This window comes from Bradyrhizobium sp. JR3.5 (assembly GCF_054057015.1).
In genome coordinates this window covers 5,421,821-5,445,215 of the sequence record NZ_JBSRYV010000002.1, presented here as the reverse complement: position 1 = coordinate 5,445,215, position 23,395 = coordinate 5,421,821, and the positions used below count along the sequence as shown (strand labels likewise).

Below are 23,395 nucleotides of genomic sequence, written 5' to 3'. Positions count from 1 at the left end.
ATCATGCTCTGGGCAAAAAATTCGGGCGGTCGGCGAAATGGCAGGCCACCCAATGATCGGGCTTCAACTCGCGCCACTCCGGCACACGCTCGGTGCAGAGCGGCTGCGCGTGCGGGCAACGGGTACGGAAGCGGCAGCCCGACGGCGGATCGATCGGGCTCGGCACCTCGCCCTGCAGCACGATCCGCTGCGCCTCGCGCATCGATGACGGCAGCGGTCGCGGCTCGGCCGACAGCAATGCGATGGTGTAGGGGTGCAGCGGCCGCTCGGCGACCTCTTCGGTCGGCCCGAGCTCGACGAACTGGCCGAGATACATGACAGCGACGCGCTCGCTGATATGCGAGACCACGGCAAGATCATGGGTGATGAAGACATAGGTCAGCCCGAGGTCGCGCTGCAGATCGGCAAACAGGTTGAGCACATCGCCGCGGATCGACATGTCGAGCGCGGCCACCACCTCGTCGCAGACGATCAGTTTCGGCTTCAGCGTCAACGCGCGCGCGATCACGACGCGCTGCTTCTGGCCGCCGGACAGCTGGTGCGGATAGCGCTCGCCGAATTCCTGCGGCAGACCCACGCGCTCCAGCGCCTCCCGCGCTAGCCGCTCCCGCTCGGGGCGGCTGCCGACGCGGGCAAGCTCCAGCGGCTCGAGCACGGAGGCCAGGATCGTCATGCGCGGATTCAGCGCCGCGTTCGGATCCTGGAAGATGATCTGGTAGTCGCGGCGATGGCTCTGGAATTTTTGGCGCGACAGCGCCGTTGGGTCGATGCCGTCATGCAGGATGGCGCCGGCGCTCGGCTTCAGCAGAAACACCAGCGCGCGGCCGATCGTGGTCTTGCCCGATCCGGATTCGCCGATGATGCCAAACGTCTCGCCGCGGCGGACGTCGAAATTGACGCCGTCGACCGCCTTCACGGTGGCGCGGCGGTCCGAGGCCTGGAAGCGGACCTGGAGGTCGCGCACCGAGACGATGGTCTCGCCGCGCTGTTCAGCAGATGCTGCGGTCATTGCGTCGCGACCTTCGCAGCAGCCGGCGTATCGGGCGGGTGCAGCGCGCCCGGCAAATTGAGCTCGGCAAAGCGCCAGCAGCGCACCTTGCGGCCGCCGCCGGCGTCCTGCAGCTTCTGCTCGGCCTCGCAGCCCTTGGCGGCATGCGCGCAGCGGGCACGGAAGCGGCAGCCGGCCGGCATCTCCGCGATCGACGGCACCCGGCCCGGGATCGACGGTAACCGGCCGTGGCGCGGGCTCAGATGCGGCAGCGAGCGCAACAGCCCCGATGTATAGGGATGCAGCGGCCGCACCAACGCCTCGTCGACGGTGGCGTCCTCGATCACCTCGCCGGCATACATCGCGATCATCCGCGTGCAGGTCTCGGCGACGACGCCGAGATCGTGGGTGATCAGCATCAGCGCGGTCTTCGAGGTCTCGCTGATGTCGCGCAGCAGCTCGAGGATCTGCGCCTGCACGGTGACGTCGAGCGCGGTGGTCGGCTCGTCCGCGATCAGCAGCTGCGGGCCGCAAATCAGGCTTGCCGCGATCATCACGCGCTGGCGCATGCCGCCGGAGAGCTGGTGCGGATAGTCGTCGATCCGCCGCTCCGGCGAGGCTATGCCGACGCGGCGGAGCATCTCCAGCGTTTTGGCGCGCGCTTCCTCGTAGCTGACATCGGTATGGACGCGCAGCGTCTCCGCGATCTGGTGGCCGACGGTGAAGACCGGATCGAGCGCGCTCATCGGCTCCTGGAAGATCATCGCGATCCGCTTGCCTCGGATGGCGCGCATCTGCCGCGCGCTGCAGGAGGCGAGATCGGTGCCGTCGAACAGGATCTTGCCGTCGAGGCCGGCAAAATTGCCCGGCAAGAGACGCAGGATCGACAGGCCGGTGATGGTCTTGCCGCAGCCGCTCTCGCCGACAATTCCGACCCGCTCGCCGGGCGCGATGTCGAAATCGATCCGGCGCGTCGCCTGCCAGATGCCCTGCGCGGTCTTGAAACGGATGCCGAGCCCGCGCATGGACAGCAGCGGCCGCGCGCCGTCGCGCGCACCCTCCGCTTTGCACTGTGCCGGCTGGCCTGCCTCCATCAACCCGCCGCCCGCTTCTTCTCTTGCACCAGCTGCTCCTCCATCAGCATCTCGGTGCCGACAATGCCCTCGCGGGTGAGCTCTTCAAGCTCGGCGTCGGAGAGGCCGAGCATACCGCCGAGGATTTCGCGATTATGCTCGCCGAGCGTCGGCGGCACCGAGCGGATCGCAAACGGTGCATCGCCCTCGCGGAACGGCATCGACGGCTGCGGATGCTTGCCAATGAAAGCGCGGTCGACCTGCTGGATGAAATCGCGGGCGTGCAGCTGCGGGTCCTGCAGCAGATCGATCGGCAGCCGCGCGACGCCGGATGCGATCCCTTCGGCCTGCAACGCAGCCATCACCGCGTCCGGATCGCGTGCCGAGGTCCAGGCCGTGATCGCAGCCTCGATCTCGGCCTCGATGGCGCGCCGGCCCGCGGCCCCCCCCCCCCCCGCCTTGAGCGTCTCGTCCGTCGCCCAGTCCTCGCGGCCGAGCAGCCGCGCGAGCCTGGGCCACATCGCGTCATCGGACACCGCGACCACGATCCAGTTGTCCTCGCCATCGCAGCGAAAGCAGCCGTGCGGCACGAAGTCAGGATGGCGGTTGCCATACTTCGTCGGCGGCTTGCCGCCGATCGAATGCGCCACGATCCAGGGTGCGGCGAACGGCATCATGCACTCGATCTGCGCGAGATCGATGAACTGGCCCTGTCCCGTCAGCCTGGCGTGGATCAGCGCCGTCAACACCGCGGCAGCGCCGTTGAGACCACCGACGGCGTCACCGAACGCGGTGTGGCTCATCACAGGCGGGCCGCCGGGATCACCGACCACGCTTGGCAGGCCGGAGCCCTGCTCCAGGGTCGAGCCGTAAGCGCGGCAGTCGCGATGCACGCTGCCGGCGCCGAATGCCGACATCGACATCATCACGAGCTTCGGATTGATCTTGCTCAGCACGTCGTAGCCGAGGCCGAGCTTGGGCAGGACCTCGACCGAATAATTGTCGACCACGAGGTCGGCATCGGCGAGCAGGCGCTTGGCCAGTACAAGCCCCTTCGGCCGGGTCAGGTCGAGCGTGATGCCGCGCTTGTTGCGGTTCATGATGCAGTAGCGCACCGACTTCTCGTACATCTGCTCCAGCACATAGGCCGGGCGGCGGTCGACGCCGCGCCACCAGTCCGGATACTGGGTCGCTTCGATCTTGACGACGTCGGCGCCGAGATCGGCGAGCGTGCGGGTGCAGATCGGCCCGGCCCAGCCCATCGAGAAATCGACGACGCGGATGCCCTCGAGCGGCAGGCGATTGGTCGGAGCCGGCTTCGGTGCCGGCGCACGCGGCGCAGCCTCGGGCCTTACCTGCTGCTCGCCGAGATCGGGCACGCGGCCACCGCGGAGGGGCGGCGTTCCCGTCAATCGTTGCATCGTGCCGGCGGAAAGGCCGGTCTCGTCACCGACCGTGATCGGAACGATGGCGCCGCGCGCACGCTTTTCTTCGTCGGCGATGAGATCCGCGATCTCCGGCACCGGCACGATCGGGATCTTGCGCCTGAGACCCTCGGCAAACCATTCCTGCGCGGTGCGCTGCTTCAGCTTCGGCAGGATCTTGCCCTCGATCTCGGCGACGCGTTGCAGCCGGTCGACGCCCATGACGAGCGTCGGATCGTCGCGCAGTTCGTTGAGCCCCAGCATCTCGCAGAACGCGCGCCACTGCGCCGGAGTCACCGTGGTGACGCCGAGCCAGCCTTGCTTGGTCTCGTAGATGCCGACCGGGAAGGTCGGCCAGAACCGGTTGACGCCGATCCGCCGCATGATGTCGCCGCGCTGGAACGCCTCGAACATGATGTATTCGGTCACGGCGATAGAGGCCTCGAACAGGCTGAGATGGCTGCTGCGCCCGCGCCCATCCTGCATGCGGCCGAGCACCGACGAGGCGGCGGCGATGAAGCCCCACAGCCCGCCCGAGAATCCCGGTCTGGAAGTCCGGCGCGTGCATCGGCGGTCCCTGCTCGGGTCCGACCAGCTTCACAAGCCCGGTCAACGCGCGGATGGTGGAGTCGGTCGCCGCGAAATTGGCATAGGGACCGCGATCGCCGAACCAGGCGAGGTCGAGATGGATCAGGCCCGGATTGTTCCGCTTGATCGCATCGAGATCGACGCCGGGACAATTGGCCGCATCGATGCCGCGCCCATCGAGCAGGATGTCGCAGCCGGCAATCAGCTCACGCAGGCGCGACGTGGCGCTCACGTCGCTCTGGTCGAGCACGACACTCGATTTGTTGAAATTGAGAAACCCAAACCATGCGCTGTGCCCCTGCGGCGTCAGCGGCGCAGTGCGGCGAAGCGGATCGCCCGCGGGCGACTCGACCTTCTGCACATCGGCGCCGAAATCAGCGAACAGCCGCGCGCAATAGCTCGTCGCCGCCGCACTTCCGATCTCGACTATCCGCAGATGCGACAACGCGCCCATCACGCTTCCTCGCGACAAAATGACCAGCCGATGCCATCGGCTGATTCAGTTTCTTGTTGCCTGAACTTGAAGCCGCGCCGACTGTGTGATGCAAGTGGAATTTTCTTCCGCTTGACGGAATTCACTGGATTGCCGCAGCACTTTGCAACAAGCGTGCGCTGACGGTCTGCCGCCGTGCGGTTGACGCATTGCTCGATCCGCTATTGTGCTCTCTTCAACGCCAACAAACGCCGGGCAGGAAACCATGAGCAAATCCACCACAATCAAAAGCGTCGAGACGCTCGCCTGCGATGCCGGCTGGCGGAATTATCATTTCGTCAAAATGACGACGTCAGACGGGCTGGTCGGCTGGAGCGAATATGACGAAGGCTTTGGCGCGCCCGGCGTGACGGCGGCGATCGAGCGGCTGTCGGCGCGCGTGGTCGGCAAGAACGCGTTCGAGCACGAGCGGATCTATGTCGAGCTGTTCGCCGCGACGCGCCCCGCCGCCGGGCGGCGTGGTGGCGCTGGCGCTCGGGGCGATCGAGAACGCGCTGCTCGACGTCAAGGCCAAGGCGCTCGGCGTGCCCTGCTACGATCTGCTCGGCGGCAAGATCCGCGACCGCGTGCGGGTCTACTGGTCGCATTGCGCGACCTGGCGCATCAATCATCCGGATTGGTACAAGCCTGCAATCACCGACCTCGACGGCGTCAAGGCGATCGGGGCCGAGGTGCGCGAGAAGAAATTCTCGGCGATGAAGACCAACATCTTCGTCTATACGGATGGCAAGCCGCAAGGCTGGCGGCCCGGCTTCGGCTCGCCGTTCCAGCCCGAGATCAATGTCGACCGCAATGTGCTGCGCAATCTCTGCATGCATCTGGAAGCGATCCGCGACGGCGCGGGGCCGGATGTCGATCTCCTGCTCGACCTCAACTTCAACGCCAAGACCGAGGGGTATCTGAAGATCCTGCGCGCCATCGAGAAGATGGATATGTTCTGGGTCGAGATCGACACCTTCAACCCGCAGGCGCTCGGCTATATCCGCCGCCAGAGCCCGCACCCGATCTCGTCCTGCGAGACGCTTTTGGGCCTGCGCGAGTTCCTGCCCTATTTCGCCGAGCAGGCGATGGACGTCGCGATCATCGACACGCCGTGGAACGGCGTCTGGCAGTCGATGAAGATCGCCGCCGCCGCCGAGCATTTCGAGGTCAACGTCGCGCCGCATAATTTCTACGGCCATCTCTGCACCATGATGAATGCGCATTTCTGCGCCGCGGTGCCGAACCTGCGCATCATGGAGACCGACATCGATCGCCTGGCCTGGGACCACGAGCTGTTCACCCACGTGCCGGAGTTCGTCGACGGCCATCTCGTGATCCCGGATCGCCCGGGTTGGGGCACCGAGCCGAACGAGGAAGGCCTGCGCGCGCATCCGCCTCAGAACAAGGGCGGACTGCTGAATTACGGGCTGAAGAAGTAGGTGGTTACTTAGGGAGCTGAGCGGCGGCACCGCCTAACCCGTCATCCAGAGGAGGCCGCGCAGCGGTCGTCTCGAAGGATGCACGGCCACAGTCGGGCCGTCGCCCCTTCGAGACGGCTGCTTTGCAGCCTCCTCAGGGTGACGGTGATGGAGTGACCATCGTGCTCAATTATCCTCGCGCACCGGCGTGAACGCGCTCTCGATCACGTCGCCGATCGGCTGCCAGGCATTGCCGTCGAACTGCACCAGCCGCATCTGCTTGATGGGGCGGAAATCCTTCGGTCCGGTGTTGATCACGATCCCGGGCAGTGCGATCGGGCTCTGGTAGTCCTTCAGCGAGGCGGCCTGCCGCATGATGTTCTCGCGCGACAGGTCGTCGCCGCACTGGCGCAGCACCTGCATCAGCGTGTCGGCGGCGGCATAGCCGAACACGGCGTAAATGTCGTCCTTGTCGCCGTCGGGGTAGTACTTGTCCATGAAGGCGTCCCACGCCTTGATCTGCGGATCGTTCTTCCAGGAGGCGTCGCCGGCATCCTTCAGGAACGAGGTCGAGATCACGCCGAGCGAATTCTGCAGGCCCGCCGGCCGCAACGCGCTGGCGATCGAGGCCGATGCATTGTCGAGGATGAACACCGGATGCCAGTCGAGGTCCGCCGCAGCGCGGATCGCGCGCGCCGCGATCGCCGGCGCACCGTCGAACACCAGGATATCGGCGCCGGAGCCTTTCAGGATCCCGATCTGGTTCTGGATCGCGGTCTCCGACGCATCGAAGGCGAGATCGGCGACGATCATCCCCGCAGTGTCGCCGAGCCCTTCCTGCAATCCCCGGAACAGATCGCGGCCGAACTGGTCGTTCTGCCACAGTACCGCGATCTTGCGCGAGGGATAGGCGGCCTGGATGTAGTTGGCGTAGATCCGCCCCTCGGCGCGGAAGGTCGGCTGCCAGCCCATGGTCCAGGGAAAGGTTTTCGGATGCGCCCACTCCTCGTCGCCGGAGGCGACGAACAGCTGCGGGATATTCTTCTCGTTGAGGTATTTTCGCACGGCGAGGTTGCTCGGCGTGCCGAACGAGCCGAACATCAACAGCACGTCCTGACTCTCGACGAGATCGCGGGTCTGCTCGATCGCGGTCTTCGGATTGGAGCTGTCATCGACCGAGATGAACTTGACCTTGCGGCCATTGATGCCGCCATGCTCGTTGATCATGTCGAAATAGGCCGCTTCCGCCCGCCCGATGGTCGCGAACGCGGCGAGCGGTCCGGTGTAGGGCATGACATTGCCGACACGGATCTCGCTGCCCGTCTTCGCTTCGGGCGCCTGCTGTGCACGCAATGGCGACGCCGCGAGCATCGCTGCGAGGACAAGGGATATCGAAAGCGCAGTTTGTCTTTTTGTTTGCATCAACATCGCCACAACGCCGCCACCAGGCCGGCGCTCCCTCCCAGCGAGCGGAGCTTATCGCCCAAGCCGATGCCGGAAAAATGAAATGTTGATGGCGGAGGCGAGCCTCAGCGCAATGTTATGTCGAGCCAAGCCCAGCGGATTGACCGCGACGCGGTCGCCGCTGTCGACCAGAACCGTCGTGGTTTCGGCTTCAATGATCGCAGGACCGGCCAGCGCATGGCCCGGCTTGAGATCGTCGAGCGCGTAGACCGGCACCTCGCGCCAGGCGCCAAACCAGGCCTGCCGCTTGCCGCGTGGCGCGCAGGGTGCGGCCGACGCGGCCTCGCCGGCATCGCCACCGCCGCGCGCCACCTTGCCGACCGCCGCGACACGGGCGTTGACGAACACCACCTCCTGCCCGCGCGAGGCATAGGTGTAGAGCTCCTCGTGGCGGCGATGGAAGCGCTCCTCGATCTGTGCCACGAGATCCGCGGCGCCGAGATCGAGGTCGCCGAGCGGCACGTCGATCTCGAACACCTGCTCGCCATAGCGCATCTCGGCCGAACGCTCGATCGCGATGTCGCCCTTGAACCAGTCGCGCAAACGGCCGGCCGCCTGCTCTTCCAGCGCGGCGAACAGCGCCCTCACCTCATCGGCCGAGATCCGTCCCGTGCCGTAATGGGTGCGGCTGACCTCATAGCGCAGATCGCTGGTCAGCATGCCCCAGGCCGACAGCACGGAAGCGACCGTCGGCACGATGATGCGCTTGATCTCGAGCTCGCGCGCGACTTCGGCCGCATGCATGCCGGCCGCGCCGCCGAAGCTGAGCAGCGCGAATTTGCGGGGATCGACGCCGCGGCGCAACGTCATCAGGCGGATGCCGTCGGCCATCTTCAAATTGATCATCTTGTAGATGCCGGCGGCCGCCTCGATCCGCGACAGATCGAGCGCCTCCGCGATCCGATCGACTGCGGCTTCCGACGCCGCGCGATCGAGCGGCCGCGCGCCGCCCATGAAGGCGGCGGCATCGAGATAGCCGAGCACGACATTGGCATCGGTGACGGTGGCAGCTAGGCCGCCATTGCCGTAGCACGCCGGGCCCGGCACCGAGCCCGCGCTCTCCGGCCCGACCCGCAGCGTGCGGCTGCCGTCGACACCGGCAATCGAGCCACCGCCCGCCGCAATGCTGGCGATGTCGAGGCTGCGCAGCGCGATGCGCTGGCCCGCGAGCATACCGTCGGCGGACAGCGAGGCTTCGCCGTCGGCAATCAGCGAGATGTCGGTCGAGGTGCCGCCCATGTCGAACGGCACGAGATCGGGAATCCCGAGCATCTCGGCGCAGCGGCGGCTGCCGGAGATGCCGCCGGCCGGGCCCGACAGCACGGTGCCCGCGGCGAGCCGCGAGGCTTCCTCCACCGGCGCCATGCCGCCATGCGACAGCACGACGAACAGCGAGCCCTTGAAGCCCGCCTCATGCAGGCTGCGCTCCAGATTGGTGAGATAGCGCCGCACCGTCGGCGCGACATAGGCGTTCACGATCGTGGTCGAGACGCGCTCATACTCCTTGATCTGCGGCAGCACGTCGCTCGAGCGCGACACGCTGACATCGGGCAGCTCCTTCGCCAGCCGCTCGACCGCGGCGAGCTCATGCGCGGGGTTGAGATAGGCGTGCAGGAAGCAGACCGCGATCGAGTTCGCGCCGGACCGTTTCACCTCGGCGATGACGTCGCCGAGCGCTGCGGCATCGAGCGCAACCGCCGTGCTGCCGTCGGCCTTCAGCCGCTCGCGAACGCCAAACCGGCGCTCGCGCGGCACCAGCGGCTCGGGCGGCGGCGTGCGCAGATCGTAGCGATCCGGCTTCAGCCCCTCGCGCATCTCCACGACGTCGCGATGGCCCTCGGTGGTCAGCAGCGCGACCCTGGCGCCCTTGCGCTCGAGCAGCGCATTGGTCGCAACCGTCGTGCCGTGCACCAGACGATCGGTCGCGGCGAGCATTGCCGCGCGCGTGACGCCGAGGCGGCGCGCCAGTTCCTCAAGTCCCGTCATGACGCCGATTGACTGATCGGCCGGCGTGGACGGCGATTTCGCGAAAACGGTGCGCCCGGTTTGATCCGTCGCAACCAGGTCGGTGTAGGTGCCGCCGACGTCAACCCCAATCGTGTACATCGCTGCCCTATACCGCTTTCGAAACCAGACCTTGTGCGACGTCGCGCGCCCGCGCCTCCGCCGTTCGCTTCTCGGGCGGACCCCAGCCACCGCCGCCGGACGAGCGGATCTCCAGGCAATCGCCGGGGCGCAACTCGATGCCGACCTCCTTGGTCTTCAGCACGCGCGGCGCGCGGCCTTCGGACAACAGCCGGTAATGATGCGGCTCGCCGTCCTTGCCGCCGAGCATGCCGCACGGGCCATGGCGGGCGCCGTCGCCGGCGGTATTGCCCTTGGCGGGCTTTGCCGTCTCCAGCACCATGTCGAGCGCAACGCCGAGCCCGCCGCGATGCTGGCCGTCGCCGCCGGAATCCGGCCGGAACTCGTGCTGGCGGAAATGCAGCGGAAAGCGCACCTCGGCGACCTCGATGCTGCCGAATTTGAGCCCGCCGACCGAGTGCCACTCGCCGATCGAGGAATAGCCGTCGCCGCCCGGCGATGCGCCGCCGCCGGGCCGCGCCTGGAACATGTGCCAGATGAAATTGCGCCCGGTGCGCGGATCCTCGCCCTGAATCGCGATGCGGAATCGGCGGCCCCATCCGCCCATCACGCGATCCGGACAGGAGGCCGACATCGCCTTGATGATGGCTTCGACGATTTCGTTCGAGGGATGGCTGGTGCACAGCGTCACCGGACGGCCGGGATCGGCCCACACGATGGTGCCCTGCTTCGCCACCACCTTCAGCGGCCGCAGCGCGCCGGTGTTCTTCGGGATATCGGCGTCGATCAGATAGGCAAAGGCCATTGCCACCGCCGCCTGCATGTTGGCGTGCGACGAGTTGACGAAACTCGTCGACTGCGGATCGGAGCCGGTGAGATCGACCTCGATATCGCTGCCCGTCTTGGTCACCTTGGCGGCGATCCTGATGTCGGTGCGGCCGTGCCCGTCGTCGTCGAGCAGCGCTTCGCCATGGAACACGCCGTCCTTCCAGCTCGACACCACGGCGCGGGTCTGCTGCTCGGTGGCATCAAGAATGGCCTCGATCGCGGCCTCGACCGTCTCCGCGCCGAACTCGCTGAACAGTTTTGAGACGCGGCGCTCGCCGAGATGCGCGGCGCCCAGCATCGCCGCGAGATCGCCGCGGAATTCCCTGGGGTTGCGGATGTTGAGCGCCAGCAGGTCGAGCAGGTCCTCACGCGGCTTGCCGGCCTCGTAGAGCTTGATCGGCGGAATGCGAATGCCTTCCTGGTAGATCTCGGTTGCGGCCGGATTGTAGGCACCGTGGGTGGCGCCGCCGATGTCGCTCTGATGGGCGCGCACGATGGTCCAGAGCAATCGCTTGCCGCCGTCGAACACCGGCACGAAGGCGGTGAGATCGGGCAGATGGCTGCCGCCATGATAGGGATCGTTGAGCAGGATGACGTCGCCGGGCGCAACATCCTTGAAGCGTTCCTCGACCGCGAGCGTCGCCCACGGCAAGGCGCCGACATGCACGGGGATGTGATCGGCCTGCGCGATCAGCCGCCCGCCGGTGTCGCAGATCGCCAGCGAAAAATCGCGGCTGGAATTGAGGATTTGCGAATAGGAGGTGCGAAGCATGGCTTCGCCCATCTCCTTCACGATCGACGACAGGCGGTGCTGGACCACGGAGCGGGTGATTGGATCGATCTTGGCGGACATCTTGGCCTTGTTGGCGCGTGCGATTGCGCAGCGAGGATCGAGGAACCGGCCGAGCGGAACCGGAATTCCCTCTTATAACCAGACGCTTCCAGATCGCAAACCGCGGCGCGGGGCCGCAGAATTTATTCCGCCGTTCAGTAATTCGTGATCAGCACGAATCTTCGCTCTCCGACGGAATAGAATTCGTCGCCCCGCGTCCCACCCGTGCCAGCCAACTATGAGGGTGAACGTGATGATCCTGCGATTCTTTAGACCAGGCATCGGTGCCGCGCTGCTCGGCGCGCGTGTACTGTTTGCCGTTGTTCTTTCCCCGGTAGCGCTCGCGCAAGAGGCGCACCAACCGGCCTCGACCGCGCAGACGGCCGATGAGAGCGCCTTCCTCGCCGAAAACGATGCCGCGATGACCAAGATGATGAATGACATGGCCGCCAAGCCGAGCGGCGATATCGATCGCGATTTCGTCGCGATGATGACGCCGCACCACCAGGGTGCGATCGACATGGCCGTGATCGAGCTCCGCTACGGCAAGAACGAGCGGCTGCGCCGGATCGCACAGGAGATCATCGTCGAGCAACGCCAGGAGATCGACGCCATGAAGCTCGCGCTCGGCGAACAGGTCACGGACACGACACCCGCGCCGACACAGCAACCCGGACCGAAACCCGCCCCGGCGGCGACGACGCACGATCACATGAACATGCACCACGACATGATGAAGCAGGAGACCAAGTGATGACGAGCCCATTCGTGAAGGGCCTGTTGGCCACCAGCATGATCGTGCTGTCGACATCCGCGTTTGCCGGTCAGGCGCCGGGTGCCGTGTCCTCGCCCGACATTCCGATCAGCCATCACGACCGCGTCTACGCCGCCGAGCAGTTCTCGAACACGGTGTCGGTCACCGATCCCGTCGACAACAAGCTGCTCGGCGTCATCAGGCTCGGCGACCCGCAACCCGGCAATTTCAGCCCGCTCTACAAGGGCCAGGTATTGGTCCACGGCATGGGCTATTCGCCCGACCACCACACCCTCGCCATCGTCTCGATCGGCTCGAATTCGGTGACCTTCATCGACACGGCCACCAACGCGGTCAAGCACGTCACCTATGTCGGGCGCTCGCCGCACGAGGCCTTCTTCACGCCCGACGGCAAGGAAGTGTGGGTCACCGTCCGTGGCGAAAATTACATTTCGGTGATCGACGCGCAGAGCTTCAAGGAAACGATGCGGATCGAGGTCCCGGCGGGACCGGGCATGCAGATCTTCTCGCCCGACGGCAAGTACGGCTACATCTGCTCCTCGTTCAATCCGGAGACCGACGTGGTTTCGGTGGCCGACCATCAGATCGTGGCCAAAGTGAAGCAGGAGAGCCCGTTCTGCCCCAACATCGCAGCGACGCCGGACGGCGAGCAGGTGTGGTTCACGCTGAAGGATGTCGGCAGGACGCAGGTCTTCAACGCCAGGCCGCCGTTCAACCTGATCAAGACGATCGACACCGGCCCGATTACCAACCACGTCAATTTCGCGAAGACGGCCAAGGGGACCTTCGCCTATGTAACCATCGGCGGCACCAATGAGGTCAAGGTGTTTCGCACCGACGACTTCTCGGAGGTCGCGACCATTGCCGTCGGCAACCTCCCGCACGGCGTCTGGCCGTCCGGCGACGGCACGCGGGTCTATGTCGGCCTGGAAAATGCCGATGCGCTGGCCGCGATCGACACCGCGACCAACAAGGTGATCGCCAACATCCCGGTCGGTCAGGCGCCGCAGGCCATCGCCTACGTGCCGAACGCCGCGCCGAATCCTGACGATCGCCAGAACCTGCAGGCCCTCGGCGTCGCCGGCCAGGCCGCCCACCTCGCGCTCGCGCCGAAGCAGGACGCGAAAGGCGACAAGCCGCCGACCAGCGTCTCGCTGTTCGATCAGGGCCTGATCCAGGTGGTGCAGGCATCGGTCACCGGGCTCGAACCCAAGCAGCGCTACGTGCTAGGATTGGCCCAACATGCCGACGGCACGGGATCGGTAGAGCCTCTGGCAGCCTTCATGACCAATCCCGCCGGCTCTGCGATCGTCAACGCCGCTGGTCCGATCCGCCAGATCGTGCAGAGCGCGGCCAAGGCCGAACGGCGCTATCTCGTCATCGCGTCAGGCGAGCCGGCGAAACTCGGTGTGGTCATCCAGGTGCAAACGCCATGAACGACATGCTGCGCCTGGTCGAACCGCTGATACCCGCCTTGCGGCGGTATGCGCGGGCCCTCGTCCGCGACCACGCAGCGGCCGACGATTTGGTGCAGGACTGTCTGGAACGCGCCGTCATTCATTGGGAGCAGCGGCGGTCGGACAATCCGCGGCCGTGGCTGTTCGCCATCCTGCACAACCTCGCCATCAACCAGTTTCGCCGCGCAACGACGCGCGGCGTCCACGTCGCGATCGACGAAACCAACGAGGATGCATTCGGCCAGGACGCAGAGCAGGAGCAGAAGGTGATGTACCGCGACGTCATGGCGAAGCTCGCAAGGCTACCGCATGACCAGCGTGCGGTCCTCCTGCTCGTCGGCGTCGAGGACTTGTCCTATGCCGACGCCGCGAAGGTGCTCGGCGTGCCCATCGGCACGGTGATGTCGCGGCTGGCGCGCGCCCGCGAGCGGCTCCATCAGGAACTGGAGGGGACTGCTGGCGACCTGAACAATAATGTCGTGCAATTGCGGAACAAGACATGAGCAATCGACCCGTTACCGAAGACGATCTGCATGCCTATGTGGATCGCGCGCTGGAGCCGGAGCGCGAGGCAGAAATCATTGCCTATCTGGAAAAGCATCCGGACGTCGCCAAGCGCATCGCTGCTTACTCCCAAGAGCGTGACCTGCTGCGATCGGCATTGCTGCCGATTGCCGAGGAACCGCTGCCGCCGCAGCTTAACCTCGCCAGAATGATCGAGCGCCCGCGCCGCCGTCCCTCGTCATTTCGCTGGGCGATCGCAGCGATGCTGATGCTCTCGATCGGCGGCCTTGGCGGATGGGTGATCCGCGGCGCGGCACTGGCGCCGGCCGGCGGGCTTGCGGCGCTGGCCGAGGAAGCAAGCGATTCCTACAAGGTCTACGCCTCGGACCACACCCGGCCGGTCGAGCTGCGCGACAGCACCGAGCTTGTGCAATGGGTCTCCAACAGGTTGCGTCAGCCGGTCAAGCTGCCGGATCTGAGCAAGTCGGGATATCGTTTGATGGGCGGACGGGTGGTGCCGACGGCGCACGGTCCGGCGGCCATGTTCATGTACGACGATGATCACGGCGAGCGGCTTGTGGTCCTCACCCGTCCGATGACGTCGGATCAGAACGCGCCGATGGCCGCGCATTCGGGTGGCGACGTCGCAGGTTTCTCGTGGGCGGACGGTGGCACGGGCTATAGCCTCGTCGGGCCGCGCGGGGTCGATTCCTTGCGGCCGCTTGCCAATGAAATTCGCAAGCAGGCGCAGACGATCTAGGCGGCGGAAGGCTTGGTGTAAATCAGGAACAGCACGATCCCGATCACCAGCGCACCGGCGATGAATAGCAGCACCGCGGGCAGCCCAAACAGCGCCGCAACGCCGGCGGTGCTGAATTGCAGCAGCGCCGCGCCGAGGAAGAACGCGAGATTGACCGACGACAGCGCCTTGCCTGTGTTCTGGGCGGCGACGAGCTGCCGCGTCATGCCGTAGATCAGCGGCTGCGCCGAGGTCGCAAACCCGATCAGGATCAGCAGCACCAGATCGTACTGCACCGGCATCACGGCGGCGCCGAGCAGGTTCGAGACCAGGAAATGCGGCGCGCCGGCGGCCATCAGCACCAGCAGCAGAGCGGCGACGGCATGGGTCGACGCCACCATGGTGCGGCGATGCCCGAACTTGCGATCGATGGCGCCGATACAGGCTGGGCCAATGATCATCGCCAGCGTGAAGAGGCCGAGCACATTGCCGGCCTCGATGCGGCTCAGACCCTTCACATCCATCAGCCACGGCCCGCCCCACAGACCGCGCAGCACCAGCGAGGCGCCGAGCGACACAAGCGACAGCGCGATCAATCCGCGCAGGCCGCGCGACAGGCCGAGCCGCAGCACCTCGGCCATCTGCTGCACCGGCGAGGAATCGTCCGCATGCGCCGCCGGCTGCCGCGGCACCAGCGCGAACACCGCGATCAGCACCACAATGCCGAAGCCGGCCGCGCCCCAGAAGCCGGCGCGCCAGCCGAACTGATCGACCACGAAGGCCAGCGGGCTTGCCGACAGCAGCATGCCGATATTGCCGATCGACAGGATCAGGCCGGACCACAGGCCGAACTTCGCCGCCGACATCTGCTTCGCCGCCAGCGTCATCGGGCACATCAGCATGCCCGAGGTGGCGATGCCGAGCATGAGTTGCCCAAGCACGAAGCTCGCGGGCCCCGTGGCGAGCGCCGAGACCACCGTCCCGACCACGGTACCTCCGAGAAGGCTCAACGACACCGGCCGCACGCCGAAACGGTCCATCGCGGCCCCGACCGGTATTTGCGAGGCGGCAAAGGAGAAATGGTAGATCGAGGTGAGGCTCGCCAGCGCCTGTGGCGAGGTGCCGAAATCTCGCGCCATCAGGTCGAGGCTGATGGCGGGGATCGTGCGCAGCAGCGTCGACAGCATGTGACCGCAGGCCAATGCCAGAAGTGCAAGGACAAGGGAGCGGAACCCGATCCCCGCGGCTTCTTTCGTCACCACGCCGTCCATGAATCGCCCCTTCCCCAAGCGGTTTGGGGGACGGGCGTAACATTATTGGGACAGAGGTGCCAACTTTGGGAGCAGAGCTGATAGGCTCAGCCTATCCGCGGGCTCATCTCTCCCGCAAGCGGGAGAGGGAGCGCAACTCTTGTGCCGTAACGTTCTTCGCCATCAATGCTTATGGAACACCAGCGTGCGGAGCTCGATGCTCTCGCGCGGCGCGGCATCTGCCGGCGTGGTCGGATCGACGAAGGCGGTGTGCGGTCCAAACCGCGTCCGGCCGTCGGTCGCCGAGTCGTAGCATTTCAGCAGGATCGCCTCGTCCGGCATCATCTCGGGAATGTAGAACCAGCGGTGGTTCGGATTGTACTTCACCGAATAGGTCTCGCCGCTGCGGTTCGGGTAGATCAGGTCGGAGGCGATCAGATCCTCCGGGGCAACCGTGGTGCCGTCGGCCATCGCGAGCGGTGAATCGCGCAGGGGGCCGCGGATCGGGCGCCACAGATTGATCACCTGGACGCGCCCCTTGACGAGTTGCTCGGCCTCGTCGGGCAAGTGCTCGAACACCCTGTTGTGGCCGGAGACGGCGGTCTGGTCGACATGGACGCGAGTCGCGGGCTGGCGCGGGCCGCCGCCGCGGATATCGGCCGCACCCTCGACACGCTTGCGCACGGTGTGGTCGAAGATGAAGACGCGATCCGCCTTCAGCGTCGCCTTGAGGAAGGCCTCGACGGCGGGATAGTAGACATTGCGGACTTCGTTGTCGTCGTAATAGTCCTTCACGATGGTCGGATGCTTGACCAGCGCAAAGCCCTCGCGGTCGAGCGAGAAGCTGTCGGCGATCAGACGCCCGTCGAAGATCGGGACATTGTGGGCTTCGGGCAGTGCGGTGGATTTGGGTTCGCCGGGCGGCGGATCGAAAGCGTAAGTCCGGGGCTTGCCCGGCATCGGCGCGAGATAATTCAGTTCAGCGGTCACAAACGGCAGCGACTCGATGCGAGTTTCTTGAAGGCCCACGGTGATCTCCCGGACTCGATTGTTCGTACGATTGATCTTGGCAGCGCCGGTGGGTGCGGCAAGGCTGCCGAGAAAATAGCAACGTTGCGGTTTAGGATTGTGCCAAACGGGAAAAATACTTGCTGGGGCGAGGCGCGACAACGAATGGATATTTTTGCGATCACGGATTCGTTAGCGGTATCGTAAGCTGCCGCCTCTCATCACGTGAGGCCGTGAACCTATCCAATCCATCGGTCCGCATATGCCGCGCGATGGATTGCTTCGCTTCGCTCGCAATGACGTATAAGCGACCATGGTTGAGACGCGCATTCGCGTTTGTCGGCGTGACGAGCACACGGACGGGAGATTACAAGCCTGCACCCTTCTCGACGGCCGCACCAAACGACCGATCGACGATGTCGGCGGCGCTGATCTTCTGCCGGACCAGGCCCCAGCGGTCGTAGAGATCGATGGTCTTCTGCTCGTCGGCCACCACGCTGTCGTCGATTGGTGCGATGCGGATCTTGGCGCGCGTCAGCCAGTTCAGTGGCACCGCAGGCGGGATGTTCATCAGCCTGCCCCAGGTCGCAGCGTAGCCTTCGACATTGTTCAGTGCGACCATGCGCGCGCGGCCGCGAGGCGACGCACGAAATCCTCGAGCTCGGCGCGCTTGCCCTTGATCGCATCAGGCGTCGCAACCTGGAAGCCGAGGCCGGGCGTGATGCCGTCAGCCGTGATGACGCGGCGCGACTTGAACAGCACCTCCTCCTGGCTGACATAGGGCTCCCAGGTCGACCACGCGTCGACAGCGCCCTGCGTGTAGGCGACCTTGGCATCCGACGGCGCCAGGAACACGATCTGCACGTCGCTCGCCTGCCAGCCCTTCGATTCCAGCGCGGCCAGGATCAGCTGATGGCCGATCGAGCCGCGGCCGGTTGCGATCTTCTTGCCGCGCAGATCGTCAAAGCTCTTGATCGCGGAATTCTCCGGCACCACGACTGCGAGCCCGTCGCGCGACTGCCGCACGGCGGCGATCGCCTTCACCGGAATCCTGGCGGCGGCCGCGAACGTAAACGGCGCATCGCCGACCAGGCCGGTGTCGATCGCACCCGCCCCAAGCGCCTCCAGCAGCGGCGCCGCGGCGGCGAATTCCTTCCATTCGATTCTGTAGGGAACGTCTTTGAGCACGCCGGCCGCTTCCATCACGGCCTGCGAATTGCCCTTCTGATCGCCGACGCGCAGCGTGGTCTGCGCGAAGGCCGCGTCGATGGCGGCGAGCGCAAGCGCTGCCGCGACAATGAGACGGATCATTCGGCGGCAATCCCCCGCTGCTGGTCGCGTGCTTCGATCAGCTTGCGGGTCAGCGGAATCAGCTCGCGGCCATAGTCGATGGCATCGACCAGCGGATCGAAGCCGCGGATCAGGAAATGGCTGACGCCAAGATCGTAATAATCGGCGAACACCTCCGCGACCTGCTCGGGCGTACCGACCAGCGCCGTGGTGTTGCTGTTGGCGCCGGTGAGCTTTGCGATCTCGGTCCACAGCCGCTTGTCGATCCGCGTGCCCTGATCGGCCAGCGCCAGCAGCCGCTTGGCGCCGTCGGTCGCGTGGTTGGGCCGGCGGTAACCGGTCTGGTCCTGCAACGCAGTGGCGCGCGCGAGGATATGTTCCGCCTTCGCCCACGCCTTCTCCTCGGTGTCGGCAAGGATCGGCCGCACCGACAGGCTGAAGCGCGGCGTCGGCCGGCCGTGCTTGGCCGCGGCCGCGCGCACCCGCGCGGTGACGTCCCGCACCTGCGCGTAGGATTCACCCCACAGCGCGAAGGTGTCCGCATGCTTGCCCGCGACCTCGACCGCGGCATCCGAGCCGCCGCCGACAAAGGTGTAGATGCCGCCCTTCTGCAACGGCTTCACCTGCGAGAAGCCGTTCTCGACATTGTAATACTTGCCGCTGTAGTTGAACGGCTTCTCGCTGGTCCATTCCAGCCGCACCACGTCGAGGAATTCGCTGGTGCGGGCGTAGCGCTCGTCCTTGTCGTCGAGCGTGTTGCCGTCCTGGCGCAGCTCGATGGCGTTGCCGCCAGTGATGACGTGCAGCGAGACGCGGCCGCCATAGAACTGATCCAGCGTCGCGAGCTGGCGCGCCAACAACGTCGGCGCGGTGAAGCCCGGACGCTGCGCGATCATCACCTTGAGCTGCTTGGTGATGGTCAGCACATGCTGCGCGACCTGCAGCGCGTCCGGCGTGGTCGAGTGGAACGCCAGCAGCGCGCGGTCGAAGCCGGCGAGCTCATGGGCCTTGGCAACGGTCTCGATATAGGGCGGATCGAGCACCGGGCCTGAGCGAACGAGGGTCTCGGAGGCATTGTTGTTGGTGATGAAGCCGATGAACTCGACCGGCATGACTGACAACTCCGTTGTTGTTGGCTGTTGTTTTCAGACGCCCAGCGCGGAACGCCCGGCGGAGACACGGGTGGCATCGTCTTGCGGGGTATGGACGCGGCCGCACAGCACGTCGCGGTAATGCCGCTCCAGCGGATTAGTTCGCGACAGGCCGTGATTGCTGGTCAGCGACAAGGCATCCTCCACCACTGCTGCGGCGTTATTGGTCACCGTCAGCTTGATGATGTTAGACTCGATCGCGGACAGCGGGAAGCCGCTATCGAAATCGGCCGCAAAGCTGTCGATCAGGCGGGCATTGACGGCAAGCCGCGCCTCGATACCGCCGACGACCTCCTGCATGCGCGGCAGTGTCGCCAGCGGCGCGCCGAAATTGGCCGGCGCCCGCTCCTTGAGGAACTTGACCAGCCAGTCGCGCGCCGCGCGGGCGATGCCGTCATAGATCGCAGCGACGAAGATCGCGTGCACGGTCGCCTGGGTGACGTCTGAAACCTTCCAGTCGTCGGGCCTGCGGACGTCGATCTCATAATCCAGCGGAAACACCACGTCGTCGAAGATCACGGTGTGGCTGCCGCTGGCGCGCAGGCCGAGATGATCCCAGGTCTCCTCGATCCGCGTTCCCGGCAACCCGGCCGGAACCAGAAATTGTCCGACACGGGGCTCCGGCTCGTCGGTTTTGGCCCAGACCGCGTACCATTTCAGAATCGGCGCCCCCGGTCGAATAGATCTTGCGGCCGGTGAGCCGCCAGCCGGTTTCGGTGCGGCGCGCGGTGGTCGCCGGCAGGCCGCCGCGCGCGGGCGAGCCGAGCTCGGGCTCGACGCGCAACGCGTTGATCAGCGCCACGCCCTCGACCGTTTCCTTGGCGAGCTTGCGCGACAGCCGGCCGGGCCAGCGCGTGCTGCGCGCCATCACCAGGTGCTGGATGTAATGCATCGACAGCACCAGCGCGGTCGACGGATCGGCCTTGCCGATGATACCGAGCACGCGCGTGGCATCGCGCGCGCCCGCCCCGCCTCCGCCTGATACCGCCGGCACGGTCAGCGCAAGCAGGCCCTCGCGCGAAAGATCGGCGAAATTCTCAAAGGGAAAGCTCGCGTCGCGATCATGCGCGGGCGCACGCGCGGCAAACACCTCGGCGAGCCGCAACGCGCGCGCAATGTGCTCGGGCTGGTTCGCCGGCGGCAGCTCCCTCGCCGCTGTCGTCACCATGTCGCCTCCAGTCCGAGCAGCCCGAGGATCTGCCTGCGCAGATCGGCCAAATAGGGATCGCCGCGATGCCGCGGGTATGGCCGGGCGACGGCGATATCGGCCTTGATCCGCGCCGGCCGGTCGGAGAGCACGATGACGCGGTTGGCGAGCACCAGCGCTTCCTCGACGTCATGGGTGACCAGCAGCGTGGTAAAACCCTTGCGCTGCCACAGCGCCACGAGCTCGGCCTGCATCGCGATCCGCGTCAGCGAATCGAGCTTGCCGAGCGGCTCGTCGAGCACCAGGATCTTCGGATCATTGACCAGCGCGCGCGCCAGTGCCACGCGCTGCGCCATGCCGCCGGAGAGCTGGTGCGGATAGGCATTGCGGAACGACGACAGCCCGACCAGCTCGATCACGGCATCGACCCGGTGCCGCTGCGCCTTCAGGATGCCCTGCGCTTCCAGCCCAAGCGCCACATTGTCCCACACCGAGCGCCAGGGAAACAGCGTCGGGTCCTGGAACACGACCACACGCGACGGATGCGGGCCACTGATGCGGACTTCATCCTCGCGCAGCGCGCCGCTGCGCGGCTTCTCCAGCCCCGCGACCAGGCGCAGCAGTGTCGACTTGCCGCAGCCGGACGGGCCGAGCAGCGCCACGAACTCGCCGGCCGCGATCGAAAGGCTGACATTGTCGAGCACCGGCAGGACATCGCCGTCGATGTCGAAGGCGTGGCTGACGCTTTCGATATCGAGCTCGGCGCCGACGGCGGGATAGGTGATCGCCTCGGCGGCGGATTGCACTACCATTTGACGACGCCCTTCTGCCAGACCAGCAGGCGGTCGCGGGTCCGGAACAATAGCGTGATCGCGCCGGAGCAGAGCAGCGACATCACGATCAGCGCCGCGTACATGTTGGCATAGGCCGCCCAGCCCTGCGCCCATTGCAGGTACCAGCCGAGGCCGGCCTTGACGCCGATCATCTCGGCGACCACGAGCACGGCAAAGGACGAACCAAGCCCCATGAACAGGCCGACGAACACGTGCGGCAGCGCGGCAGGGATCGCGACCTTGAGCACCAGGAACGACGGCTTGGCGCCAAGCGTGCGCGCGACGTCGTAATAGGCGCTGCTGACGCTCGCCACGCCCGACCAGGTCAAGACGGTCACCGGGAAGCCGGTGGCCAGCGCGATCAGGAAGGTCGAGGCGCTCCAGCTCGAGGGGAAGGTGAAGAACGCGATCGGCAGCCAGGCGGTGGCAGGCAGCGGACCGATGAAGCGCAGCACCGGATGCACCCAGTAGCCGATCTTCTGCGACCAGCCGATCGAGACGCCGGTGATGAAGCCGACAGTCGCACCGATGATGTAGCCGCCGAGCTGCAGCTTGATCGAGGCGAACCCGCTGTCGAGCAGTTTTGGCAGATCGTCGGTGTAGACCTCGAGGATCGACTGCGGCGGCGGGAAGAACGGCAGCGGCAGCCAGGCGAATTTCGCGGTGGCGACCTCCCACAGCGTCACGAAGGCGCCGAAGACCACCAGCCATGGCGCACGCTTGCGCAACGCTTGCCCGGCGCTGCCGAGATAATCCGCGCTGAACGTACCGAACAGGATAAAGGCCGCGATGACGATCGCGCCGATGCCAAGCGACCCGGTCCGCGACCAGTCGCCGACATCGGGCCAATAGAGGCACGACAGCCCGAACGCGAGCCAGGCGAGGGCTGCCGCGAGGCCAACGCCATAGCTGCCGGAGAGGTTCGAGAACGTGACCGCGGCGCGCGGCGCGGCGGCCGTCGTGTCAGACACTGAATACGTCGACATAGATCCGCTCCGCGAATTTGGCCGTGTCGGTGCTCTGCTTGAACACCTGCACCGATTTCAGGTCGTCGGCGTAGCCCTTGAGCTCGCGCTTGAGCACTTCGCCGGTGGGATGATGGTGATGGGTGTGGTAACGCGCCATCGCTTCGAGATCGGCGAGGCTCGCCGCCTTCGGCGCATAGGGCTGGAATGATTTCGCCGCCTTGTCCGGGTTCCGCGAGGTGAACATCGCGGCATCGAGCAGCGCCTGGGTGATGGCGCGCGCGACGTGGGGTTCCTCCCGCACCAGACTGCCGCGCAGGCCGACGATGCAGCAGCTCTTGTCGCGATACTCGCCGTCGAGGTTGGAGGCGACCTCCTTGTACTGCGCGTCCTTCAGCCAGAGATAGGCCAGCGGATCCGACGACAGGAAGGCCTGCACCTCGCCCTTCCCGACCGCGACGTTCAGGAGATTGCCGGGATAGGCGCGCCAGTCGACATCCCTCACCGGGTCGATGCCGAGCTTGGAGAGCTGGATCGAGAAGAAGTTCTTGTCGGGACCTGCGAGATCGCCGACCGCGACGATCTTGCCCTTGAGATCGGCGAGCTTGTCGACGCCGGAATTGGTACGGGTCAAGACGCGCATGCAGCCGCCATGCGTGCCGGCGGCGATCTTGACGTCGAACCCTTGCTCCAAGGGCTTGAGCCAGCGCAGCGCCATGCCGAGACCGGCGTCGCTCTTGCCGGTGGCGATCGCCTCCAGCAGCTGGTCGGTCGAACCGGAATAGTTGACGAGCTCGACGTCGAGATTCTGCTTCTGGAAGAAGCCATGGTCGATGGCGACCGGCAGCGGCGCGAGGCAGACCGCACCGGCGTTCCAGGACAGCTTCAGCTTGCGCGGGCTGCCTGCCAGCGGCGGCGCGTCGGAAGCCGCCTTGCAGATCGGGAATTCGGAGAAGTCGATCGCCGATGCGACCGGGCGCGGCGCGAAGGCCTGCGCGCTATAGGCGCCGATCGGCGCGGCAAGGGCTGCGGCGGCGCCCGCGCGCAGCAATGTGCGGCGATCCATCACCGTCTTTTTGTTCGTCGACATCATCACTCCTG

At 66.0% G+C, this 23,395-nt stretch carries 16 protein-coding genes and 4 pseudogenes; 5 read left to right on the top strand and 15 right to left on the bottom strand.

Annotated features, from left to right (window positions below):
- Position 1: 1 nt before the first annotated feature.
- The 4 genes and pseudogenes from ACVWW1_RS43000 to ACVWW1_RS42985 all read right to left on the bottom strand — a co-directional run.
- Positions 2–1,009, bottom strand: coding sequence for an ABC transporter ATP-binding protein (locus ACVWW1_RS43000; protein ID WP_456660055.1), 1,008 nt, complete (start codon positions 1,007–1,009; stop codon positions 2–4).
- On the bottom strand, positions 1,006–2,082 hold the full coding sequence (locus ACVWW1_RS42995) for an ABC transporter ATP-binding protein (RefSeq protein ID WP_456660054.1): 1,077 nt from the start codon (positions 2,080–2,082) through the stop codon (positions 1,006–1,008). Before ACVWW1_RS42995 ends, ACVWW1_RS43000 begins: the two co-directional genes overlap by 4 nt.
- A complete protein-coding gene (locus ACVWW1_RS42990; RefSeq protein ID WP_456660053.1) occupies positions 2,082–3,971 on the bottom strand; it encodes a CoA transferase in 1,890 nt (629 codons plus the stop codon). Before ACVWW1_RS42990 ends, ACVWW1_RS42995 begins: the two co-directional genes overlap by 1 nt.
- Before the next feature lie 133 nt (positions 3,972–4,104).
- Positions 4,105–4,527: pseudogene (locus ACVWW1_RS42985) on the bottom strand (CoA transferase); the annotation flags it as partial.
- 244 nt (positions 4,528–4,771) lie between these two features.
- Between ACVWW1_RS42985 and ACVWW1_RS42980 the strand changes: the two are divergent.
- Positions 4,772–5,987 (top strand): annotated as a pseudogene (locus ACVWW1_RS42980) (mandelate racemase/muconate lactonizing enzyme family protein).
- 165 nt (positions 5,988–6,152) lie between these two features.
- Here the strand turns inward: ACVWW1_RS42980 and ACVWW1_RS42975 are convergent.
- From ACVWW1_RS42975 to ACVWW1_RS42965, 3 genes are read right to left on the bottom strand one after another with little or no spacing between them, the layout of a single operon-like run.
- A complete protein-coding gene (locus ACVWW1_RS42975) occupies positions 6,153–7,388 on the bottom strand; it encodes an ABC transporter substrate-binding protein (RefSeq protein ID WP_456660052.1) in 1,236 nt (411 codons plus the stop codon).
- Between the two features lie 54 nt (positions 7,389–7,442).
- Positions 7,443–9,536, bottom strand: a complete 2,094-nt coding sequence (locus ACVWW1_RS42970; RefSeq protein WP_456660051.1) for a hydantoinase/oxoprolinase family protein — start codon at positions 9,534–9,536, stop codon at positions 7,443–7,445.
- Positions 9,537–9,543: 7 nt separating this feature from the next.
- Complete coding sequence (locus ACVWW1_RS42965) at positions 9,544–11,196, bottom strand: hydantoinase B/oxoprolinase family protein (RefSeq protein ID WP_456660050.1); 1,653 nt, start codon at positions 11,194–11,196, stop codon at positions 9,544–9,546.
- A 232-nt stretch (positions 11,197–11,428) separates the two neighbouring features.
- On the opposite strand from ACVWW1_RS42965, the gene ACVWW1_RS42960 reads away from it, so the two are divergent.
- The 4 genes from ACVWW1_RS42960 to ACVWW1_RS42945 are packed head-to-tail and all read left to right on the top strand — an operon-like array spanning position 11,429 to position 14,671.
- Positions 11,429–11,929: a DUF305 domain-containing protein gene (locus ACVWW1_RS42960; RefSeq protein WP_456660049.1), complete on the top strand. Its 501-nt coding sequence runs from the start codon at positions 11,429–11,431 to the stop codon at positions 11,927–11,929.
- Entirely contained in the window at positions 11,929–13,386 is a 1,458-nt protein-coding gene (locus tag ACVWW1_RS42955) for a YncE family protein (RefSeq protein WP_456660048.1), read from the top strand. Before ACVWW1_RS42960 ends, ACVWW1_RS42955 begins: the two co-directional genes overlap by 1 nt.
- A complete protein-coding gene (locus tag ACVWW1_RS42950) occupies positions 13,383–13,910 on the top strand; it encodes an RNA polymerase sigma factor (protein ID WP_456660047.1) in 528 nt (175 codons plus the stop codon). Before ACVWW1_RS42955 ends, ACVWW1_RS42950 begins: the two co-directional genes overlap by 4 nt.
- Positions 13,907–14,671, top strand: coding sequence for an anti-sigma factor family protein (locus tag ACVWW1_RS42945; protein WP_456660046.1), 765 nt, complete (start codon positions 13,907–13,909; stop codon positions 14,669–14,671). The genes ACVWW1_RS42950 and ACVWW1_RS42945 overlap by 4 nt, the downstream gene beginning before the upstream one ends.
- Here the strand turns inward: ACVWW1_RS42945 and ACVWW1_RS42940 are convergent.
- The 8 genes and pseudogenes from ACVWW1_RS42940 to ACVWW1_RS42905 form a co-directional block, all read right to left on the bottom strand.
- On the bottom strand, positions 14,668–15,921 hold the full coding sequence (locus ACVWW1_RS42940; protein WP_456660045.1) for an MFS transporter: 1,254 nt from the start codon (positions 15,919–15,921) through the stop codon (positions 14,668–14,670). The genes ACVWW1_RS42945 and ACVWW1_RS42940 overlap by 4 nt on opposite strands.
- 162 nt (positions 15,922–16,083) lie before the next feature.
- On the bottom strand, positions 16,084–16,929 hold the full coding sequence (locus ACVWW1_RS42935; protein ID WP_456660044.1) for a CmcJ/NvfI family oxidoreductase: 846 nt from the start codon (positions 16,927–16,929) through the stop codon (positions 16,084–16,086).
- A 346-nt stretch (positions 16,930–17,275) separates the two neighbouring features.
- Positions 17,276–18,219, bottom strand: a pseudogene (locus ACVWW1_RS42930) (ABC transporter substrate-binding protein).
- A complete protein-coding gene (locus tag ACVWW1_RS42925) occupies positions 18,216–19,310 on the bottom strand; it encodes an LLM class flavin-dependent oxidoreductase (protein ID WP_456660043.1) in 1,095 nt (364 codons plus the stop codon). The pseudogene ACVWW1_RS42930 and the gene ACVWW1_RS42925 overlap by 4 nt, the downstream one beginning before the upstream one ends.
- Before the next feature lie 33 nt (positions 19,311–19,343).
- A pseudogene (locus ACVWW1_RS42920) lies at positions 19,344–20,517 on the bottom strand (acyl-CoA dehydrogenase family protein).
- Entirely contained in the window at positions 20,511–21,308 is a 798-nt protein-coding gene (locus ACVWW1_RS42915; protein ID WP_456660042.1) for an ABC transporter ATP-binding protein, read from the bottom strand. The pseudogene ACVWW1_RS42920 and the gene ACVWW1_RS42915 overlap by 7 nt, the downstream one beginning before the upstream one ends.
- Positions 21,302–22,315, bottom strand: coding sequence for an ABC transporter permease (locus ACVWW1_RS42910; RefSeq protein WP_456660041.1), 1,014 nt, complete (start codon positions 22,313–22,315; stop codon positions 21,302–21,304). The genes ACVWW1_RS42915 and ACVWW1_RS42910 overlap by 7 nt, the downstream gene beginning before the upstream one ends.
- Positions 22,293–23,384, bottom strand: coding sequence for an ABC transporter substrate-binding protein (locus ACVWW1_RS42905; protein WP_456660040.1), 1,092 nt, complete (start codon positions 23,382–23,384; stop codon positions 22,293–22,295). The genes ACVWW1_RS42910 and ACVWW1_RS42905 overlap by 23 nt, the downstream gene beginning before the upstream one ends.
- Between the last annotated feature and the right edge of the window lie 11 nt (positions 23,385–23,395).

Coding starts and splice junctions, on each gene's coding strand:
- ACVWW1_RS42910 (WP_456660041.1), bottom strand. CDS start 22,315: ATGTCGACGTATTCAGTGTCTGACACGACGGCCGCCGCGCCGCGCGCC.
- ACVWW1_RS42905 (WP_456660040.1), bottom strand. CDS start 23,384: ATGTCGACGAACAAAAAGACGGTGATGGATCGCCGCACATTGCTGCGC.
- ACVWW1_RS42950 (WP_456660047.1), top strand. CDS start 13,383: ATGAACGACATGCTGCGCCTGGTCGAACCGCTGATACCCGCCTTGCGG.
- ACVWW1_RS42990 (WP_456660053.1), bottom strand. CDS start 3,971: ATGCAGGATGGGCGCGGGCGCAGCAGCCATCTCAGCCTGTTCGAGGCC.
- ACVWW1_RS42955 (WP_456660048.1), top strand. CDS start 11,929: ATGACGAGCCCATTCGTGAAGGGCCTGTTGGCCACCAGCATGATCGTG.
- ACVWW1_RS42975 (WP_456660052.1), bottom strand. CDS start 7,388: ATGCAAACAAAAAGACAAACTGCGCTTTCGATATCCCTTGTCCTCGCA.
- ACVWW1_RS42925 (WP_456660043.1), bottom strand. CDS start 19,310: ATGCCGGTCGAGTTCATCGGCTTCATCACCAACAACAATGCCTCCGAG.
- ACVWW1_RS42915 (WP_456660042.1), bottom strand. CDS start 21,308: ATGGTAGTGCAATCCGCCGCCGAGGCGATCACCTATCCCGCCGTCGGC.
- ACVWW1_RS42995 (WP_456660054.1), bottom strand. CDS start 2,082: ATGGAGGCAGGCCAGCCGGCACAGTGCAAAGCGGAGGGTGCGCGCGAC.
- ACVWW1_RS42960 (WP_456660049.1), top strand. CDS start 11,429: ATGATCCTGCGATTCTTTAGACCAGGCATCGGTGCCGCGCTGCTCGGC.
- ACVWW1_RS42970 (WP_456660051.1), bottom strand. CDS start 9,536: ATGTACACGATTGGGGTTGACGTCGGCGGCACCTACACCGACCTGGTT.
- ACVWW1_RS42940 (WP_456660045.1), bottom strand. CDS start 15,921: ATGGACGGCGTGGTGACGAAAGAAGCCGCGGGGATCGGGTTCCGCTCC.
- ACVWW1_RS43000 (WP_456660055.1), bottom strand. CDS start 1,009: ATGACCGCAGCATCTGCTGAACAGCGCGGCGAGACCATCGTCTCGGTG.
- ACVWW1_RS42965 (WP_456660050.1), bottom strand. CDS start 11,196: ATGTCCGCCAAGATCGATCCAATCACCCGCTCCGTGGTCCAGCACCGC.
- ACVWW1_RS42945 (WP_456660046.1), top strand. CDS start 13,907: ATGAGCAATCGACCCGTTACCGAAGACGATCTGCATGCCTATGTGGAT.